The 18,051-nt window shown below is 74.7% G+C and carries 18 protein-coding genes; 6 read left to right on the top strand and 12 right to left on the bottom strand.

What is annotated here, in order from left to right; genetic code table 11:
- Window positions 1-22 precede the first annotated feature (22 nt).
- Together ATL51_RS12465 and ATL51_RS12470 are read right to left on the bottom strand one after the other, a co-directional pair.
- The gene (locus ATL51_RS12465) at window positions 23-727 is read right to left on the bottom strand and encodes a LuxR C-terminal-related transcriptional regulator (protein ID WP_073576423.1); all 705 of its coding nucleotides are present in this window, start codon (window positions 725-727) and stop codon (window positions 23-25) included.
- Window positions 724-2,043 (bottom strand): ATP-binding protein, encoded by a 1,320-nt coding sequence (locus tag ATL51_RS12470; protein WP_392567399.1) that lies wholly within the window; start codon window positions 2,041-2,043, stop codon window positions 724-726. The genes ATL51_RS12465 and ATL51_RS12470 overlap by 4 nt, the downstream gene beginning before the upstream one ends.
- A 304-nt stretch (window positions 2,044-2,347) precedes the next feature.
- Between ATL51_RS12470 and ATL51_RS12475 the strand changes: the two genes are divergently transcribed.
- Together ATL51_RS12475 and ATL51_RS12480 are read left to right on the top strand one after the other, a co-directional pair.
- Window positions 2,348-3,589: a PspC domain-containing protein gene (locus ATL51_RS12475; RefSeq protein WP_100878709.1), complete on the top strand. Its 1,242-nt coding sequence runs from the start codon at window positions 2,348-2,350 to the stop codon at window positions 3,587-3,589.
- Window positions 3,582-3,788, top strand: coding sequence for a hypothetical protein (locus ATL51_RS12480; RefSeq protein ID WP_100878710.1), 207 nt, complete (start codon window positions 3,582-3,584; stop codon window positions 3,786-3,788). Before ATL51_RS12475 ends, ATL51_RS12480 begins: the two co-directional genes overlap by 8 nt.
- Window positions 3,789-3,943: 155 nt before the next feature.
- Here the strand turns inward: ATL51_RS12480 and guaA are convergent, their stop codons facing one another.
- Window positions 3,944-5,494, bottom strand: a complete 1,551-nt coding sequence (gene guaA, locus ATL51_RS12485) for a glutamine-hydrolyzing GMP synthase (RefSeq protein ID WP_073576425.1) — start codon at window positions 5,492-5,494, stop codon at window positions 3,944-3,946.
- Between the two features lie 155 nt (window positions 5,495-5,649).
- Here guaA and ATL51_RS12490 point away from each other — a divergent pair, with 155 nt between their 5' ends.
- The gene (locus tag ATL51_RS12490; protein WP_100878711.1) at window positions 5,650-6,591 is read left to right on the top strand and encodes a hypothetical protein; all 942 of its coding nucleotides are present in this window, start codon (window positions 5,650-5,652) and stop codon (window positions 6,589-6,591) included.
- A gap of 3 nt (window positions 6,592-6,594) precedes the next feature.
- On the opposite strand, the gene ATL51_RS12495 is transcribed toward ATL51_RS12490, so the two are convergent.
- Window positions 6,595-7,029: a substrate-binding domain-containing protein gene (locus tag ATL51_RS12495; RefSeq protein WP_157818339.1), complete on the bottom strand. Its 435-nt coding sequence runs from the start codon at window positions 7,027-7,029 to the stop codon at window positions 6,595-6,597.
- 97 nt (window positions 7,030-7,126) lie between these two features.
- Between ATL51_RS12495 and ATL51_RS12500 the strand changes: the two genes are divergently transcribed.
- A complete protein-coding gene (locus ATL51_RS12500) occupies window positions 7,127-7,621 on the top strand; it encodes an FBP domain-containing protein (RefSeq protein WP_100878713.1) in 495 nt (164 codons plus the stop codon).
- Between the two features lies 1 nt (window position 7,622).
- On the opposite strand, the gene ATL51_RS12505 is transcribed toward ATL51_RS12500, so the two are convergent.
- Together ATL51_RS12505 and guaB are read right to left on the bottom strand one after the other, a co-directional pair.
- Complete coding sequence (locus ATL51_RS12505; protein WP_100880675.1) at window positions 7,623-8,747, bottom strand: GuaB3 family IMP dehydrogenase-related protein; 1,125 nt, start codon at window positions 8,745-8,747, stop codon at window positions 7,623-7,625.
- A gap of 50 nt (window positions 8,748-8,797) precedes the next feature.
- On the bottom strand, window positions 8,798-10,309 hold the full coding sequence (gene guaB, locus ATL51_RS12510) for an IMP dehydrogenase (RefSeq protein WP_073576430.1): 1,512 nt from the start codon (window positions 10,307-10,309) through the stop codon (window positions 8,798-8,800).
- 150 nt (window positions 10,310-10,459) lie between these two features.
- Here guaB and ATL51_RS12515 point away from each other — a divergent pair, with 150 nt between their 5' ends.
- Complete coding sequence (locus ATL51_RS12515) at window positions 10,460-10,867, top strand: DUF5319 domain-containing protein (protein ID WP_073576855.1); 408 nt, start codon at window positions 10,460-10,462, stop codon at window positions 10,865-10,867.
- 79 nt (window positions 10,868-10,946) lie between these two features.
- Here the strand turns inward: ATL51_RS12515 and ATL51_RS12520 are convergent, their stop codons facing one another.
- The 4 genes from ATL51_RS12520 to ATL51_RS12535 all read right to left on the bottom strand — a co-directional run bounded on the left by ATL51_RS12520 (window position 10,947) and on the right by ATL51_RS12535 (window position 15,367).
- A complete protein-coding gene (locus tag ATL51_RS12520; protein WP_100878714.1) occupies window positions 10,947-12,152 on the bottom strand; it encodes an anti-sigma-D factor RsdA in 1,206 nt (401 codons plus the stop codon).
- Entirely contained in the window at window positions 12,145-12,720 is a 576-nt protein-coding gene (locus ATL51_RS12525) for a sigma-70 family RNA polymerase sigma factor (RefSeq protein ID WP_062397752.1), read from the bottom strand. Before ATL51_RS12525 ends, ATL51_RS12520 begins: the two co-directional genes overlap by 8 nt.
- Before the next feature lie 795 nt (window positions 12,721-13,515).
- A complete protein-coding gene (locus tag ATL51_RS12530) occupies window positions 13,516-14,112 on the bottom strand; it encodes a response regulator transcription factor (RefSeq protein ID WP_010225624.1) in 597 nt (198 codons plus the stop codon).
- A 202-nt stretch (window positions 14,113-14,314) separates the two neighbouring features.
- Entirely contained in the window at window positions 14,315-15,367 is a 1,053-nt protein-coding gene (locus ATL51_RS12535) for a hypothetical protein (protein ID WP_167409993.1), read from the bottom strand.
- Between the two features lie 87 nt (window positions 15,368-15,454).
- On the opposite strand from ATL51_RS12535, the gene ATL51_RS12540 reads away from it, so the two are divergent.
- Window positions 15,455-15,796: a WhiB family transcriptional regulator gene (locus ATL51_RS12540; protein WP_073576856.1), complete on the top strand. Its 342-nt coding sequence runs from the start codon at window positions 15,455-15,457 to the stop codon at window positions 15,794-15,796.
- Between the two features lie 119 nt (window positions 15,797-15,915).
- Here the strand turns inward: ATL51_RS12540 and groL are convergent, their stop codons facing one another.
- Together groL and groES are read right to left on the bottom strand one after the other, a co-directional pair.
- The gene (gene groL / locus ATL51_RS12545; protein WP_073576434.1) at window positions 15,916-17,538 is read right to left on the bottom strand and encodes a chaperonin GroEL; all 1,623 of its coding nucleotides are present in this window, start codon (window positions 17,536-17,538) and stop codon (window positions 15,916-15,918) included.
- Window positions 17,539-17,657: 119 nt separating this feature from the next.
- Window positions 17,658-17,948 (bottom strand): co-chaperone GroES, encoded by a 291-nt coding sequence (groES, locus tag ATL51_RS12550; RefSeq protein WP_020623960.1) that lies wholly within the window; start codon window positions 17,946-17,948, stop codon window positions 17,658-17,660.
- Between the last annotated feature and the right edge of the window lie 103 nt (window positions 17,949-18,051).

The following is an 18,051-nucleotide window of genomic DNA, read 5'->3' on the forward strand; positions in this document are numbered from 1 at the left end:
CACGCTCCGGTCGCTGCGCGACCTACACGAGCCTCCTGTCGGAAGCCCAGCGGGACAGCTCGTGCCGGTTCGACGTCTGCGTCTTGCGCAGCACGCTCGACACGTGGGTCTCCACCGTCTTCACCGAGATGAACAGCTCCTTCGCGATCTCCTTGTAGGCGTAGCCGCGGGCCAGCAGCCGCAGCACGTCCCGCTCCCGCTTGGTCAGCTGGTCGATCTCCGGGTCCACCGGCGGTGCCGCACCCGGCCGGTCGGAGAACGCGTCCAGCACGAACCCGGCCAGGCGTGGTGAGAAGACCGCGTCACCGGCCCGTACGCGTCGCACGGCGTCGGCGAGGTCCCGGCCCGAGATCGTCTTCGTGACGTAGCCGCGGGCGCCGGACCGGATCACCGAGATGACGTCCTCCGCGGCGTCGGACACCGACAGTGCCAGGAACACCGACTCCGTGCCCGCCGCGCGCGCCCGGCGCAGGATCTCCGCGCCCCCTCCGCCGGGCATGTGCACGTCGAGCAGCACCACGTCCGGCGCGAGGTGCCCGACGCCGGCCACCGCCTCGTCGACGGAGCCCGCCTCACCGACGACCTCCAGCACGGGGCTGCGCCCGTCGCCACGGTCCAGCTCGGCGCGCACGCCGGACCGGAACAACGCGTGGTCGTCGACCAGGTAGACCCGGATACCGGTGTCGCCCGGACCGGCCGGTGTCCCCGGCACGTCGGCGGTGGTCATGCCGTCTCCTCCTCCGTCAGCGGCATCGACAGCCGCACCTCCGTACCCTCCCCGGCCCCGGTGCGGATCCGGACCGTGCCGCCGTGGCGGCGCATCCGGGCGTGCACCGAGTCCGCGAGGCCGTGCCGGTCGTCGGACACCGCATCCGGGTCGAAACCGGTGCCGCGGTCCCGCACGAACACCTCGGCCGCGCCCGGCCCCTCGTCCGAGGCGGGCTCGACCTCGACGTAGACGTCGACCTCGGACGTCCCCGAGTGCTTCGCCGCGTTCACCATCGCCTCGCGTGCCGCCAGCACCAGGGCGCGCAGGTCGTCGTCGAGTTCGGCGTCACCGACCAGCACCGGGCCGACGGCCACCGCGTAGGTGTCCTCCACCTCGCCCGCGACGCGCGTGATCGCCGCCGACAGCAGCGTCTCCACGGCGTCCGGGCTGCCGCCGCCGCCCCGGGCGCGTCCGCCCGGCCCGTAGAGCCAGGCACGCAGCTCCCGCTCCTGGCCGCGGGCCAGCCGCTGCACCTCGCGCGGGTCGCCGGACTGGCGCTGGATCAGCGCGAGGGTCTGCAGCACCGAGTCGTGCAGGTGCGCGGCGATCTCGGCGCGCTCGGCGGCGACCGCGCGGGCCCGGCGCTCCTCGCCGAGGTCGCGCACCAGCCGTACCCACCAGGGGACGGTGAGGACCGCGACGCCCAGCAGCGTCGCCAGCGCCGCGAGGATCCCGAACCGCACCTGGCTCAGGTCCAGGTTGCCGAGCAGGAACACCGCCAGCCCGGTCAGGACGAGCGCGGCGCCGAGCACGGTGCGGGCCAGCGCCGCACGACCGCCCGTGACGCGGCTGCGGGCGTCGCGCGCCCACCGCCGTCGCTGCGCCTCGTCGGCCTCCCGCCACACGACGGCCGCACCGACCGTCGCCAGCCCCAGCGGGCCGGCGATCCAGCCGAGCACGGCCGAACCCGAGGTCGCCGCGACCAGCGACAACCCCAGCCCCAGCGTCAGCAGCCCGGCGGCCTGGAGGCGTTCGGACCGGGTGACGGTCCGCTCGACGACGGAGGCCTCCTGCCGCAGGAACACCCACAGCAGGCCGTAGGCCAGGACCCCCGCCCAGCCGAGCAGGGTCAGCGCGACGAAGGCCGCCCGGATCCAGCGGACGTCGACGCCGAGGTGGTCGGCCACCCCGCCCGCGACGCCGCCGACCATCCGGCCGGAGCGGCGCCGGGCCAGCGGGACGCGTGCACCGGGGCGCGGCGGTACCGGGCCGCCCGGCCGCGGGGAGACGGTCTCTCCGGGCGGCGGGGGCACCGGGCCGGCGGGCACGGGCACCGTCGGCCCCGGTCCCCCGTCGGCCCCGGGCCCGGCAGCTCCGGACACGGTCGCCCCGGGTGCGGCGGCGCCGGGCAGCGCGGCACCGGGCAGCGCGAGACCGGGCGACGGGGCCGCCCACGGAGCGGCGGTGGGCCGCGTCGGCGCGTCCGCCGACCCCGGTGCGGTACCGGTCGAGGGGTCCGAGCTGTTCACGACCCCATCGTCACACGACCCGCGCCGGATCCCCTCGGGATCGGGACCGGGGTCCTCTCGGGGTTCTCCCCGAGACGCCGGGGCCCGCCCGGACGGCAGGCTCGACGCCATGAACCAGACGCAGCTGCCCGGGAGCGGCCGACCACCGTCGGCGTCGTCGACGGCCCGGAACACCATGCGCGACATGTGGGACTCCCGGCCCCTGCGTCCGCGCGACGACCGCAAGCTCGCCGGGGTCTCCGCCGCGATCGCGCGCCGCTACGAGATCGACCCGACGCTGGTCCGGGTCGGGTTCGTCGTCGCCGCGATCGTGGGCCCCGGCATCCCGCTCTACCTGGCGGGCTGCGCGGTCCTGCCGGACGCCGGCCCGCCCGGCAGCCCGGTCCCGCCGCGCAGCGGACCGTCGTCGGCGCTGTCGGTGACGCTGCTGGTCCTGGCCGCGCTGCTGGCCGTCCCGCTGGTGCTGTCCGCCGACCGCGTCATCCCCGCCGTCGTCACCGTCGCGCTGCTCGTCGCGCTGCACGTGACCCGGGGGAACCGGCCCGGGGCCCGGGAGGCCGCCGCGTCGCCGACACCCGTGGTGCCGTGGGTCGCGGACCCGCACGCCCCCACCGTGGCGCAGGTGACGCCACCGGCCTGGGACCCGCTCGGCGCCGCACCGTTCGCCTGGGACCTGCCCGAACCGGGACCGGAGCCGGGGCCGCCTCCGGCGCCCCGCTCGACGCTCACACCGATCACGCTGGCCGTGTCGCTCGTCGTCGCCGGGATGGTGGGGGTGCTCGCCCTGGCCGCACCGGGTGCGGTGCCGGCCTCGGCCGTCCCCGGGGCCGCGCTCGCCGTCGTCGGGGTCGGGCTGGTCGTCGGCGCGCTGCGGCGCGCCGGACGCTGGCTGGTGCCGTTCGCGGTGCTGCTCGCGCTCGTCACGGCGGCCACCATCCCGCTCAACGACGCCGTCGGCCCCGACGGCTGGGCCGTGCGCGGCGGCATCGGGGAGACCGTCGAGGCCCCCGCGACCGTCGCGCAGCTCGCCCCGGAGTACCGGCGCGGCACCGGTGCGGTCCAGCTCGATCTGACCCGCCTCGACCTCACCGCGACGCCCGGCGCGACCGGACCGGTCCGCACCCGGGCCGAGGTCGGCGCGGGCGCGGTGGAGATCCGCGTCCCGCGCGACGCCGACCTGCTCGTCCGAAGCTCGGTGGGCACCGGCGACCTGACCGTCGACGGGCAGACCCGCACCGGGCAGGACGTGGACCTGACCGTGAACGACCCCGGCCCGGACGGACCCGGTGGCCGGGTGCTGGAGCTCGACCTGCGGGCCGAGCTGGGAACCGTGGAGGTCACCCGTGGATAGCTCGCTCGCCCGTCGCGCCGACCCGTTCGCCCTCGTCGCCGGGGTCCTGTCGCTGCTGGTCGCGGTGTGCGGGGTCCTCGGGATCGCCCCGTGGGAGGTCGTCGACCTGCGCTGGGTGCTCGCCGGGACCGCCGTTGTGGCGGGGATCGCATTCCTGATGGCGAGTGTGCGTAACTCCCGGGCCGCATCGGACGACTGAAGGGTCATCACGGGAGCCGGCGGGCTGGGGAGCACCGCCGGACCCGCCGCCGCCCGCGTGGCAGCGGTGTCCGACGGGGGTCGGACACCGCGAGGCCCGGGCTGGCCGGGGCGGGGCCGAGACATCGGCCCCGCCCCTGTTACGTCAGGCCCCGGTCACTCCCATTCGATGGTGCCCGGGGGCTTGCTCGTGACGTCGATGACGACCCGGTTGACCTCGGACACCTCGTTGGTGATCCGGGTGGAGATCCGCTCGACGACGTCGTAGGGCAGCCGGGTCCAGTCCGCGGTCATCGCGTCCTCGCTGGACACCGGGCGCAGGACGATCGGGTGGCCGTAGGTGCGGCCGTCACCCTGCACACCGACGCTGCGGACGTCGGCCAGCAGCACCACCGGGCACTGCCAGATCTCGCGGTCCAGCCCGGCGGCGGTCAGCTCCTCGCGGGCGATCGCGTCCGCGGCCCGCAGCGTCTCCAGCCGGTCGCGGGTGACCTCGCCGATGATGCGGATGCCCAGGCCGGGGCCGGGGAACGGCTGGCGGGCGACGATGACCTCGGGCAGCCCCAGCTCGGCACCGACCATCCGGACCTCGTCCTTGAACAGCGCGCGCAGCGGCTCGACCAGGTCGAACTCGATGTCGTCGGGCAGACCGCCGACGTTGTGGTGGCTCTTGATCACCGCGGTGCCGTCGCCGCCACCGGACTCGACGACGTCGGGGTAGAGCGTCCCCTGGACCAGGAACCCGACGTGGTGGTCGGCGACCACCTCCGCCGTGGCCGTCTCGAAGACCCGGATGAACTCCCGGCCGATGATCTTGCGCTTCTGCTCGGGCTCGGTGACCCCGGCGAGCGCCTCGAGGAACCGGTCGGCGGCCTCGGCGACGTGCAGGGTCGCGCCGGTGGCGGCGACGAAGTCCTTCTCGACCTGCTCACGCTCCCCGGACCGCATCAGCCCGTGGTCGACGAACACGCAGGTCAGCCGGTCACCGATGGCGCGCTGGACGAGCGCGGCGGCGACGGCGGAGTCGACCCCGCCGGACAGCCCGCAGATCGCGCGGCCGTCGCCGACCTGGGCACGGATCGCCTCGACGGTCTCGTCGATGATCGACGCCGTCGTCCAGGACGGGCGGATGCCCGCGATGTCGTGCAGGAACCGGCGCAGCACCTCCTGGCCGTGCGGCGAGTGCCCGACCTCGGGGTGGTACTGCACGCCGGCCAGACGCCGGTCGGTGTCCTCGAACGCGGCGACCGCGACCCGGTCGGTCGACGCGGTGACGGTGAATCCCGCGGGGGCGGCGGTCACCGAGTCGCCGTGGCTCATCCACACCGGGTGCGTGCGGGGCAGGCCCTCGTGCAGCGTGCCGGGGGTGCCGGTCAGCGCGACCTCGGTGCGGCCGTACTCGCGGGTGCCGTCGTGGGCGACCTCGCCGCCCAGCGCCCGGGCCATCGCCTGGAAGCCGTAACACATGCCGAACACCGGGATGCCGGCCTCGAACAGCGCCGGGTCGACCGCGGGGGCGCCGTCGGCGTACACGCTCGCGGGGCCGCCGGAGAGGATCACCGCGGCGGGCTCGCGGGCCACGATCTCGGCGACGGGCAGGGACGCGGGCACGATCTCGGAGTAGACGTCCGCCTCGCGCACGCGACGGGCGATGAGCTGCGCGTACTGGGCGCCGTAGTCCACGACGAGGACGGTCGGGGTCTGCACACGACCAGGGTAAACGGGCGATCCAGGTCACCCGTCGTCCGTACCGTCTCGTCGATCCTGATGATCCCCGCCGGCCGCGGGCGGTACGGCGTAACGGCGAGGCCCGGTTGCTCCGATGGGGGGAGGACGGCACCGTACGACCTGGAGGCACCCCGATGGCCACCACCCCGACCGGCCACACCACCGGCACCGGCGACACCCCCGCCGACCCGGCCGTCGACGGCGCCACCACCACGACCGCCGCGCCGCTCGTCCCCGCCCAGCGCTCCGCGCCGGAGCAGGAGACCCGCCCGGCCGCCGGCACGCTCGGCACCGGCGCGCTCGGGGTGGACGCGCTGGGCCTCGGGGCGCTCGGCACCACCGGGCTGCTCGGCGGGAGCCCGGCCCCGGTCGCCCCGGCGCGGGCACCCGCCGCGCCCCCCGTCGACGAGCCCGCGGTCGCGGGGCCGGTCCGGGAGTCCGCGGAGCCGGCTCCCGGGGCCGCGGTCGTCCCCCGGGCCCGCGCGTTCCGGACCCGGATCCTGCCGGTGTTCCTGTGCGCCGCCGCCACCGGTACCGCGGCGATCGCCGCCGCGGGCCTGATCATGACCCCGTCGGCGACCTCGCCGCTGCCCACCCCGCGGACCGTGACCGCCTCCGGCGCGACGGTGCCGCAGGGCCCGCCGCTGCCGCAGGCCGTCGCGGCGTCGCTGGTCGGGTCCGCCGCCGGGACCGGGCTGTGGGCCGGGGACCCGGTCGTCGCGATGACCGTCTGGCGCGACAACGGCGGGCTCACCCACCTCACCGCGATCGGCGACGGCTTCACCCGCGTCGCCGACGCCGCGGGCCGTCAGGACGCGGTGGCGCTCGCCGTCGCCTGCGGGCGGCTGCAGGCCGCCATCGACGCCGCACGGGCCCACGACGCCGTGCCCGACGCCGTCGCACAGACGTCCTGGACCGCGCTGCTCGACCACGGCACCGCCGCCGCCACCGCGGGGACCTCCGGGGCGCTCGCGCTGGACCCGTCGCAGCTGTCGGTCTTCACCGCGCAGGCGAACCTGGTGCGCGACGACCTGACGGCCGTCACCGACCGCGTCCGCGCCGTCCTGGCGGGCTGAGCCTCAGTCCTCGTGCCGCCCGCGCGAGCGCAGCGGCGGCGGCTGCACGGACCCGAGCAGCGCCCGCAGGTCCGCGGCGCTCGCGGCGCGGCGCCCCAGGTCGACGGCGACCGTCGGTGCGATGTCGCGCAGCCGTCCGAGCAGGGCCGGGTCGGCCAGGTCGTACCGGCCGTCGGCGGTCCCGGTGACGATCGCGTCCGGACGCAGCGCCCGCACCGCCTGCGGGTCCGGGCTGCGGTCGTCGCCGACCGCGTCGACACCGTCGAGCGCCCCCGCGCAGCCGACCAGCTGGGCGCCCAGCTCCAGCAGCAGCTCCCCCACCCGAGGGTCGGTCGCCACCACCCGCACGACCGGTCCGCGCAGCGGCACCGGGGTCCCGGTCGCGTCGACGAAGGCTCGTCCACCGCCCATGGCGGCTCCGGCGGTGGGGCGGCTCATCGGCGGGCTCCTCCTGGCTGACGACGGCGTCGCCGTCGAACCTACCGCGCGAAACCCGCTCGACCCCCGCGGCGACAGGCGCCTAGCGTGGCCCGCCGTGACCAGCCCGACCGAGACCCGGATCCGCCGCGCCCTCACCAACTGCTCCAAGGGGGAGGCGACGCGGATGGTCCTGCCCGCGTGGGTCCGCGACCTGGACCCCGACCGGCTCGACGACGTCCGCGGCTGGCGTGACCCGAAAGCCCCCGACCGGGGGGTGCTGCTGGTCCCCACCGACGACGGCACGGCCGGTGTCGTGCTGCGCGCCGCCACCGGCGCCACCCGCGCGGCGGCGATGTGCGCGCTCTGCCGGACCACCCACACCGTCGGCGGGGTCGCGCTGTTCGCCGCCCCGCGCCGCGGCGCGAAGGGGCGCCAGGGCGACACCGTCGGCACCTACATCTGCGCCGACCTGGCCTGCGCCGAGCACGTCCGCGTCGAGACGGCGACGGCCGCGCTCAAGCCGGCCCCCGGCACGACCGTCGACGAGCGACGGGCCGGGCTGCGGGAGCGGGCCGCGGAGTTCGTGGCGGCCGTGACCGCCGAGGGGTGACTCAGGTACGCAGGTTCAGCCCGACCCGCTGGAACTCCTTGAGATCGGAGTAGCCGGTCTTCGCCATCGCCCGCCGCAGCGCACCGAACAGGTTCGTCGTGCCGTAGGGGCTGTCGGTCGGCCCGAACAGCACCTGCTCCAGGGTCCGCCCGGACCGCGCGAGACCGGTGACCTCCGAGCGCGGCAGCGACGGGTGCGCGGCCGACGAGGTCCAGTACAGCCCGCCCGCGGGGGCCTCCGCGGCCTCGGCCAGCTGCTCCCCGAGCATGACCGCGTCGGCGCCGCACGCCACGGCGCGGGCGATGTCACCCGAGGTGCCGATGCCGCCGTCGGCGATCACGTGCACGTACCGGCCGCCGGTCTCGTCGAGGTAGTCGCGGCGGGCCGCCGCGGCGTCGACGATCGCGGTCGCCATCGGGACCCCGACCCCCAGCACCTCGTCGGTGGTGGTGGAGGTGGACTGCCCGTACCCGACGATGACGCCGGCGGCGCCGGTGCGCATCAGGTGCAGCGCGGTGCGGTAGTCCCCCACCCCGCCGGCGACGACCGGGACGTCCAGCTCGGCGATGAAGTCCTTGAGGTTGAGCGGCTCGCCGTCCGAGACGTGCTCGGCGGAGATGATCGTGCCCTGCACGATGAGGATCTCGACGCCCGCGGCGAGCAGCGCCGGGGTGAGCTCACGCGCGCGCTGCGGGCTGACCCGCGCCGCCACCGTGTGCGAGCCGTCGCGCAGCGGGCGCAGCGCCTCGGTGATCAGGTCCTGCTGGATGGGGGCCTGGTGCAGCTCCTGCAGCAGCGCCACCGCGGAGTCCGGCTCGTCGCCGGTCGCCGCCGCGACGACACGCTCCAGCGCGCCCTTCGGGTCGGCGTGCCGGGCCCACAGGCCCTCCGCGTTCAGCACCCCCAGCCCGCCGAGCTCGCTGATCCGCACCGCCGAGTCCGGCGACACCACCGCGTCGGTGGGGTGGGTCAGCAGCGGGATGTCGAAGCGGTAGGCGTCGAGCTGCCAGGCCGTCGAGACGGCCTTCGAGCTGCGGGTCCGCCGCGACGGGACGATCTCGATCTGGTCGAGGTCGTAGGCACGACGGGCCTCCCGGCCCATCCCGATCTCCACGAGGTCACGCACGGGCACCACCCTAAGCGGCGCTGCTCAGGATGGTGCTGGGGCCCCCGTCACTACCGGGCGGCGTAGTTCGGGGCCTCGACGGTCATCGTGATGTCGTGCGGGTGGCTCTCCTTGAGACCGGCCGCGGTGATCCGCACCAGGCGCGCCTGCTGCAGGTCCGGGATGGTCTGCGCGCCGACGTAGCCCATGCCCGAGCGCAGCCCGCCGCCGAGCTGGTGCACGACCGAGGACAGCGGCCCGCGGAACGGGATCCGGCCCTCGATGCCCTCGGGGACGAGCTTGTCCTCGCTGAGCACGTCGTCCTGGGCGTAGCGGTCCTTGGAGTAGGACCGGCCCGCGGCACCGGCACGGCCCTGCATGGCGCCGAGCGAGCCCATCCCGCGGTAGGTCTTGAACTGCTTGCCGCCGACGAGCACGACCTCGCCGGGCGACTCCGCGGTGCCGGCCAGCAGCGAGCCCAGCATGACCGTCGACGCGCCGGCCGCGATGGCCTTGGCGACGTCGCCGGAGTACTGGATACCGCCGTCGCCGATGACCGGGACGCCGGCCGGGGCGCACGCCCGGGTGGCCTCGTAGATCGCGGTGATCTGCGGGGCGCCGACCCCGGCGACGACGCGGGTGGTGCAGATCGAGCCCGGCCCGACGCCGACCTTCACCGCGTCCGCGCCCGCCTCGACGAGCGCCCTGGCGCCCTCGTAGGTGGCGACGTTGCCGCCGACGACGTCGACGTGGTCGCCGACCTCGGCGCGCAGCTTCGCGACGGTCTCCAGCACCCGGCGGGAGTGGCCGTGCGCGGTGTCGACCATCAGGACGTCCACACCGGCCTCGACGAGCTGCATCGAGCGGGCGTAGGCGTCGTCGCCGACCCCGACCGCGGCGGCGACGACGAGCCGCCCGTCCGGGTCCTTGGTCGCCAGCGGGTACTGCTCGGTCTTGTTGAAGTCCTTGATCGTGATGAGGCCGCGCAGCATGTCGTCGCCGTCGACGATGGGCAGCTTCTCCAGCTTGTGCCGGCGCAGCAGGCCCAGCGCGGCCTCCGCGGTGACGCCGACCTTGGCCGTCACCAGGGGCGCGCGGGTCATGACCTCCGACACGGGCCGGTCGGTGTCGACCTCGTAGCGCATGTCGCGGTTGGTGATGATCCCCACCAGCCGGCCGGTCTCGTCGGTCACCGGCACACCGGAGATCCGGAACTTGGCGCACAGGGCGTCGACGTCGGCCAGCGTCGCGTCGGGGCTGCAGGTCACCGGGTCGGTCACCATGCCGGCCTCGGACCGCTTCACGACCTCGGCCTGGGCCGCCTGGGCGTCCGGGGAGAGGTTGCGGTGCAGCACGCCGAGACCGCCGGCGCGGGCCATCGCGATGGCCATCCGGGACTCGGTGACGGTGTCCATCGGGGACGAGACCAGCGGCACCTGGACCCGCACCCGGCGGGTCACCTGGCTCGACGTGTCGGCCGAGCTGGGGATCACGTCCGACTCGGCGGGCAGCAGCAGCACGTCGTCGAAGGTCAGTCCGAGCATCGCGAACTTGTCCGGCAGGCCGCCCATCTCGCTCGTCATCTCTCCGGGGCTCCTCTTGCGGTCGAAGCAGTGTTGTCGAGGCGGTGCGGTCGACGCTGACGGCGGGCTCCCGCCGCAGGCCGCCATCGTACGTCCACCACCCCGGGGTGGGCCGGGGCCCGACCCCCCTGCACCGGTACCGTGTACGCCGTGTCACCAGAGGCGCTGCCACCGGACCCGTTCGCCGGAGACCCGGATGACCCTGCGCTCTCGATGCAGGCCTACGACGACCGTGGTGACGGCCCGTGGCCGGGTTCCGGTGACTCCGATGTCCCCCCGTTGAACGAGACCGACCGCGGCGAGATCCTGGCCGACCTGGCGGACCTCGCCGTGTACCAGGCGCTGCTGGCGGGCCGTGGCGTCCGCGGGATCGTCGTCGACTGCGCGGACTGCGGCGAACAGCACTTCCACGAGTGGAACCTGCTGCGCGCGAGCCTGCAGCAGTTGCTCGACGAGGGCCGGATGCGGCCGCACGAGCCGGCCTACGACCCGGACCCGGCGTACTACGTCACGTGGGAGTACTGCCGCGGGTACGCCGACGCGACCCTCGCCGACTGAGCGCGGCACCCCCGAGACACACGACGGGCCCCGGAGGAGATCCTCCGGGGCCCGTCGCCGTGCTGCGTGCCGGACCGCGTCAGTTCGGTGTGCTGCTCACCGCACCGGTCGTCGTCGACGACGGCGGGGGCGTGGTGTCGTCCGAGGGGTCGGCCTGTCCCTCCCCGGCCGCGGTGGGCCGGGTCGTGGGCGCCGTCGTCGGCGTCGTCGGGTCCGCCTGGCCCTCCGTCGTCGGCGAGGTCTCCGACGGCGACGGCGACGTCGTGGGCGACGTCTCACCCGGCCCGTTCAGCACGGACGGGTCGGTGGTGCCCTCCGGGGAGGTCGGGCCGCCCGGGGTGGTCGCTCCCTGCGTCGGACGCGGGTCCGGCGCCGGGGTGTCCTCGTCGCCCTCGGAGACCGGGGGCGGCGGGGCCGGGGTCCCGTCGCGCAGCGGCGACCGTGGGTCGGTCGGCGTGCCCGGCGGGGTCTCGGCGACCTTCTGGCTCAGGAAGCGGTTCTGCTGCTCGAAGTCGTTGCGCAGGTCGGGCGCGGTGCGGTCCACCAGCGGGCCGAGCGCGGCGAGTTCCTGCTGCGCACCGACGGTGTCCCCGGCGGCGAGTTTGGCGTTGACCCGCTCGATGCCCTCGCGCAGCGTGGTCGCGGCCTGCACCTGTTCGGCGCGCTCGCTGTAGAGCACCCGGGAGACACCCCACAGGGCGTCGCCCGGCTGGGCCTCGTGCGCACTGATCGAGACGACGGCCAGCGCACATGCCGCGACCGCCGCGGCGGCGACGAGCGGACGCAGGAAGGAGACCTTCCGCGACGGCTTCGCCGGCTGCAGGATCTGCACGGCCTCGTCGGTGTCGAGGAGCTGCGGGATCGGGTCGCGCTCGACCTCGTCCTTCCAGGACGAGAGCATCGCGGTCAGGTGGTCGTCGACGTCGTAGCCGCGCCGGCCGGGGCCGGACACGCCGAGCCCGGAGGACAGGGCGTTGATCAGCTCGTCGTCGGCCTGGAGCTCGACGAGGTCGATCGGGCCGTCGTCCTCGACGCCGTCGAGGTCGTCCCACTCGTCGGCGCGGGCGGCGTGCCGCTGCACGGCCGGCTGCGGGACGGTGCGCCCGTCGAACGGCACCGGGTGACCCCGGTGCCCGAGCGGATGCGAGTGGCCGTTGGTGTGGCCGTTGGTACGGGGAGGGCGGGGCTCGCCGAAGCGGCCACGCGTCACCGGTGCGGGCGGGCGCTCCCAGCCCTCACCGGGCGGCGGGGGGAAGCCCGGACCGTGCGGACCCTGGTCACGCATCCCGGACCACCTCCTCACTCATCATCTTCCTCAGCCGGGCCAGCGCCCGGTGCTGGGCGACGCGGACGGCGCCCGGGGTGGAGCCGACGGCTGCCGCGGTCTCCTCCGCGGACAGGCCCACGACCACGCGCAACACGATGATCTCCCGATGCTTGTCCGGAAGGATCTCCAGGAGCTTGGACATCTCCTCCGACAGTTCCACCTGCAGGGCCCGGGACTCCGGACCGTCGGACGACTCCATGCGGTCCGGCACGTCGGCCATCGGTTCCGAGCGGTTCCGGGACGCAGCCCGGTGCGCGTCGATGACCTTGTGGGACGCGATGCCGTAGACGAAGGCGAGGAACGGGCGACCCTGCACCCGATACCCCGGCAACGCCGTGAGCACGGCCACGCAGACCTCCTGGGCGACATCGTCCGCCGAGACGGACCCTCGGTCGGTCCCCAGACGGGCGCGGCAGTAGCGCACGACGAGGGGCCGAATCATGGCGAGAACGCGCTCGACCGCGGACCGATCGCCGGCCATGGCCGCTTCGATCCACTCGTCGGGAACGTCTCTTGATTCACTCATCGTGGGGAACCGCCCAGGCGTTACGAGCTTCCAGCAGTGTCATCCGATCGTGGAGGCAACCCGCGTTCGCGCAGGTGGGATCGGCTCGGATCCACCGTATCCGAGCGGGGCTCGCCGACGGGAGTCGCTCCATGTCAGATCAGACGATCGTGCACCGTTCCGGGTTGCGCGGGGCCACGCCGGAACACGGCCACGGGGCGGCCACGGTCGGCGAGCGGTTCGTCACCCACCGCAGATTTGCGGTCACCGGACGCAGTGAAGATCGTCCGCGCCCGATCACCGGCCGTGGACCGCCCGGCGCGGGTCGCGCCCGGTTCGGCGCGGAGTCCGGACGAGTCGCCGTGGGGTCGCGGGGCTGCGGCGGCGCATGTGACACCAGGGACGAGAGGGACGCCGGAGGACGATTCCCGGCGTCCCCCCGACCGCTCGCCGGACGAGGACCGATCGGACGCGGACGGTTACGGCGTCCGGCGGATCCGTCATCGGTCCCGCCGAGGCGGCCGCGCCCCGGCGGGGTCCGGTCGCGGGGAGCACGACCGGCGTCCCGTCACCGGGCGCCGGGCCGGCCGGAGCCGGTCGGGGCGGGGGTCCCGGGCGTGGTGCCCCGGGTGCGGGCCGCGGGGGTCTGCAGCGGCCCGGGTGCGTGGGCCGGACACGGGGATGTCCGGGCGTGGAGCCGGACCGCGGGGGTCGGTCCGACTCACGATGCCCACCCGCGGGCGAGTGGGTGGAGCGGCCGGTTCGGGGTCGGTCGCTCGGTGGTGCGTTCTCGTGCCGTTCCGGGTGGGGACCCGGTCAGGACACCAGGCCGCGCCGGAAACCGTGGGCCACGGCCTGTGCGCGGTCACGGACGCCGAGCTTGCGGAACAGCCGGCGGGCGTGGGTCTTCACGGTGTCCTCGGAGAGGTAGAGCTCGCGGCCGATCTGGCCGTTGCTCTTGCCCTGGCTCATCCCGCGCAGCACCTGGAGCTCGCGCTCGGTGAGCTGGACCCCCGGGTCGGTGGGGACGCGCGGGGTCGGCACCGAGGTGCTGGCCAGGGTGTGTGCCAGCGCGGCGACCAGCTCGGGACGCGAGGCGTCCCAGCGCAGGTAACCGCGTGCCCCACCGGCGATGGCGGCGGCGATGCTGCCGGCGTCGTCCGGGGCTCCGAAGACGATGACGTTGGCCTGCGGGTGGGCGGCCACCAGTCGCCGGGTGGCCTCCACCCCGGTCGGCACAGCACGCTGCGTCCCGACCAGGACGACGTCGACGGACTGGCGGGCGTAGCGGGCGAGGAGCTCGTCCCCGTGGGCGACGCAGTCGATGCGCTGGACCCCCGGGACCGCGGACATGACGCGAGTCAGTCCCTCGCGGACGCTGCGACGATCGTCGCAGATGAGTACCGTCGTCACGACGATTCCTTCCTGCAGCTTCCTGCAGCCGGGTGATTCTTCACCCTCCGAATCGGCGGGTGACACTCTCACCTTGACACGGTCGGGGCGATTTTGTGCCCTCCGTTCGGCGCTCTGACCCACGTGCATCAGCGTCATGTGGGTGAAGCGTCGCCGAATGGAGTAGTCCGTACGGTACATCGTCCGGGCCCGGCTCCGGGCACTACTCCCGCAGCAGTTCTCGCCCGCTACGGTCACTTCGCGTATAGAGGACGCTCACCGTGTGCAACACCGCATGTCGGCGACCCTCCGCACCCGCTCGGCGACTGCGCGTATCGAATGGTGACGCTCCGGCGTGTCGCGCTCCGGCGACCGGTCCGGAACCGGCCTTCGGCGTCGCCCGATCGGCCCCGCGGCGCCCGCGGTGCGGCCGATCGGGTACGGCATCCGGACCACCTCCGGCCGGGTCCGGTGCCCCGTCCGGCCCCGGTGCCGGCCCGGCGAGGTCGGCCCGGGCGAGCAGCGCAGGGCGGTGCAGCGGTAGCAGTCCGTGTACGAGCGCGTCCGCGGCCACCGCGTCCAGCTCGGCGACGACGTCCGCCCGGACCTGCCCCGCCACCCCGGCGACGACCGCCCGGACCAGGCGGCTCTTGAGCACGTGCCGCGCGGACCCGAGCGCCCGCGCCCCGGCCAGCGCCTGGTCGGCGGCGACGAGCGCCGCGGCCGGGTCGCCCGCGACCAGTGCGGTCTCCGCGGTCACCCAGCCGTGGCGGACCCGGGTGCGGTGACCGTGCGGGCCGCACCACGGCCCGGCCCGGCGCAGCAGCACGGCGGCGGTCGCGGCGTCGAGGCGGCCGAGCGCGTCGGCGGCGAGCCCGGTCAGCGCGTCGGCGACGGCCGCGGCGCGGTCGAGGCCCCACGGCCCGGGGTCGGCCGGGGGCCCCGCGCCCGGCAGCACCAGCCGGAGGGTGGCGCCGTCGAGTGCGGCCGCTGCGCGGTGCCCGCCGAGCTGGCGCAGGTGCGAGGCCCGGGTGACGGTCGCGTGCGCCCGCGGCACGACCCCGGTAGACGGGTCGCGGCGCACCCCGTCGAGCAGCGCGGCCGCGGCCGCGTAGTGCCCGGAGCCGCCCCGGGCGACGGCGGCCGCCCACCGCAGCTCCGCCGGCCCGTCCGGGCGGCCCGCCGCGGCCACCTCCCGGTCCGTCGCCGCCCCGGCGAGCAGGGCCCGTACCTCCGCCGAGGGCGCTCGCCGTGCACCACCCTGTCGGACGTGCACCATCGTTCACCTCGAATCAGGTTTGCGGCCGCCATGGCCAGGGAATCTGAGCGTCGTCAGGTTCGATAGCGAAGGCAGGTGACGAACATGGCGGACATCCGGAGGCTTCCCGGCCCGGTCGCCGACATCTACGACTGGCAGATGGAGGGAGCCTGCCGGGGGATGGACAGCGCGTTCTTCTTCCATCCCGAGGGTGAGCGAGGTCCCGCCCGGGCCCGTCGTGAGACCCGAGCGAAGCAGGTCTGTTCCGAGTGCCCCGTGGTGCAGCAGTGCCGCGAGCACGCACTGAAGGTGCACGAGCCCTACGGCATCTGGGGTGGCCTGTCCGAGTCCGAGCGGGACGCGATCATCCGCGGTCCGCGCCGCACGCTCAAGGTCGCCGCCGAGGCGACCGTCCAGCCGGTGGAGATTCCCGTTCACACCGCCTGAGAGGGCCCCGACCCGCGGGGGCTCCCATCTCCCGTCGGACGGCACACACACTCCCTGCCCCGCAACGCACAACGGCGGGCGACCCGAGGGTCGCCCGCCGTCGTCGTGCTCGGACCGGATCAGTGACCGTGGCCGTGCCCGTGGCCACCGGCCGGGGCCGGGTCGGCCTTCTCCGGCTTGTCCACCACGGCGCTCTCGGTGGTCAGCACCATGCGCGCGATGGACGCGGCGTTCTCCACCGCCGACCGGGTCACCTTGACCGGGTCGATGACGCCGTCGGCCAGCAGGTCGCCGTAGGAGCGGGTGGCCGAGTTGTACCCGGTCCCCCAGCCGCCCTCGGCGACGCGGGACACGACGATCGCGCCCTCGTCGCCACCGTTCTCGGCGATCCAGAACAGCGGCGCCGACAGTGCCCTGCGGACGATCGCGACACCGGTCGCGGCGTCACCGGTCAGGCCCAGGCCATCGGCGAGCTCCGCCGCGGCGTGCACCAGTGCGGAGCCACCGCCGGGGACGATGCCCTCCTCGACCGCCGCACGGGTCGCCGCGACGGCGTCCTCGATGCGGTGCTTGCGCTCCTTGAGCGCGGTCTCGGTGGCGGCACCGGCCTTGATGACCGCGACGCCGCCGGAGAGCTTGGCCAGGCGCTCCTGGAGCTTCTCCTTGTCCCAGTCGGAGTCGGACTCCTCGATCTCGCGCTTGAGCTGCGCGACACGACCCTCGACGTCGGCCTTGGAGCCGGCGCCCTCGACGATCGTGGTGGCGTCCTTGGTGACGACGACGCGCCGCGCGCGGCCCAGCAGCTCGAGCCCGGCCTCGTTCAGCTTCAGGCCGACCTCGGGGTTGATGACCTGACCGCCGGTCGCGACCGCGAGATCGTCCATGAACGCCTTGCGGCGGTCACCGAAGAACGGCGACTTGACCGCGGCGACCTTGACGGTCTTGCGGATCGAGTTGACGACCAGGGTGGACAGCGCCTCGCCCTCGACGTCCTCGGCGATGATCAGGAGCGGCTTGCCCTCGCCGAGCACCTTCTCCAGCAGCGGCAGCAGGTCCTGGATGGACCCGATCTTGTCGCGGTGCAGCAGGATGTACGGGTCGTCGAGCGCCGCCTCCATGGACTCGGAGTCGGTGACGAAGTACGGCGACAGGTAGCCCTTGTCGAACTGCAGACCCTCGGTGATCTCCAGCTCGGTCGAGAGGGTGGAGCCCTCCTCGACGGTGATCACGCCGTCCTTGCCGACGGTGTTGATGGCCTGGGCGATCAGGTCGCCGATCTCCTGCTCGCGCGAGGCGATGGCGCCGACCTGCGCGATGTGGCTCTTGGCGTCGACCGGGGTGGCCTTCGCCAGCAGCACCTCGGAGACCTTGGCCGAGGCCGCGGCGATGCCCTGGCCCAGCGCGAACGGTGCGGCACCGGCCGCGACGTTGCGCAGTCCCTCCTTCACCAGCGCCTGGGCGAGCACGGTGGCGGTGGTGGTGCCGTCGCCCGCGACGTCGTTGGTCTTGGTGGCGACGGTCTTCGCCAGCTGCGCGCCGAGGTTCTCGTACGGGTCCTCGAGGTCGACCTCACGGGCGATGGTGACGCCGTCGTTGGTGACGGTCGGGCCGCCGAACTTCTTGTCGATGACGACGTGCCGGCCGCGCGGGCCGAGCGTCACCTTCACCGCGTCGGCGAGCTGGTTCACGCCGCGCTCGAGCGCGCGACGGGTCTCCTCGTCGAAGCTGATCTGCTTCGCCATGTCTTGTTCTCGCTACCTCTCGGGATACTCGGGTTCTCGGGGGAGAGACGCGACCGCCCCGGTGCGGGCCACCCGTGAGGGTGGACCACCCGGGGCGGTACGTCAGGCGATGCCTCGCGTCAGTTGACGACGGCCAGCACGTCGCGCGCGGAGAGGATCAGGTACTCCTCGCCGTTGTACTTGACCTCGGTGCCGCCGTACTTCGAGTAGATGACGACGTCGCCGACGGCCACGTCGAGCGGGACGCGGTTGCCGTTGTCGTCCACCCGGCCCGGGCCGACGGCCAGGACCTTGCCCTCCTGGGGCTTCTCCTTGGCGGTGTCCGGGATGACGATGCCGGAGGCGGTGGTGGTCTCCGCCTCGCTGGCCTGGACGACGAGCTTGTCCTCGAGCGGCTTGATGTTCGCCACGACGATGACCTCCCCTTCCTGGGGTGAATCCGGTGTCACGGGTTCTCTAGCGGTGTCAGCAGCGCGCACGTGGCGACTCCCGCCCCGCCGTCGCGGGTGCCGG

It is taken from the genome of Pseudonocardia alni (assembly GCF_002813375.1).
Classification (GTDB): domain Bacteria; phylum Actinomycetota; class Actinomycetes; order Mycobacteriales; family Pseudonocardiaceae; genus Pseudonocardia; species Pseudonocardia alni.

What these genes read in the sequence shown, in the direction of transcription:
- ATL51_RS12465 (WP_073576423.1), bottom strand. Translation starts at nt 727, where the DNA reads ATGACCACCGCCGACGTGCCGGGGACACCGGCCGGTCCGGGCGACACC.
- ATL51_RS12475 (WP_100878709.1), top strand. Translation starts at nt 2,348, where the DNA reads ATGAACCAGACGCAGCTGCCCGGGAGCGGCCGACCACCGTCGGCGTCG.
- ATL51_RS12490 (WP_100878711.1), top strand. Translation starts at nt 5,650, where the DNA reads ATGGCCACCACCCCGACCGGCCACACCACCGGCACCGGCGACACCCCC.
- ATL51_RS12495 (WP_157818339.1), bottom strand. Translation starts at nt 7,029, where the DNA reads ATGAGCCGCCCCACCGCCGGAGCCGCCATGGGCGGTGGACGAGCCTTC.
- guaB (WP_073576430.1), bottom strand. Translation starts at nt 10,309, where the DNA reads ATGACGAGCGAGATGGGCGGCCTGCCGGACAAGTTCGCGATGCTCGGA.
- ATL51_RS12520 (WP_100878714.1), bottom strand. Translation starts at nt 12,152, where the DNA reads ATGCGTGACCAGGGTCCGCACGGTCCGGGCTTCCCCCCGCCGCCCGGT.
- ATL51_RS12525 (WP_062397752.1), bottom strand. Translation starts at nt 12,720, where the DNA reads ATGAGTGAATCAAGAGACGTTCCCGACGAGTGGATCGAAGCGGCCATG.
- ATL51_RS12540 (WP_073576856.1), top strand. Translation starts at nt 15,455, where the DNA reads ATGGCGGACATCCGGAGGCTTCCCGGCCCGGTCGCCGACATCTACGAC.
- groL (WP_073576434.1), bottom strand. Translation starts at nt 17,538, where the DNA reads ATGGCGAAGCAGATCAGCTTCGACGAGGAGACCCGTCGCGCGCTCGAG.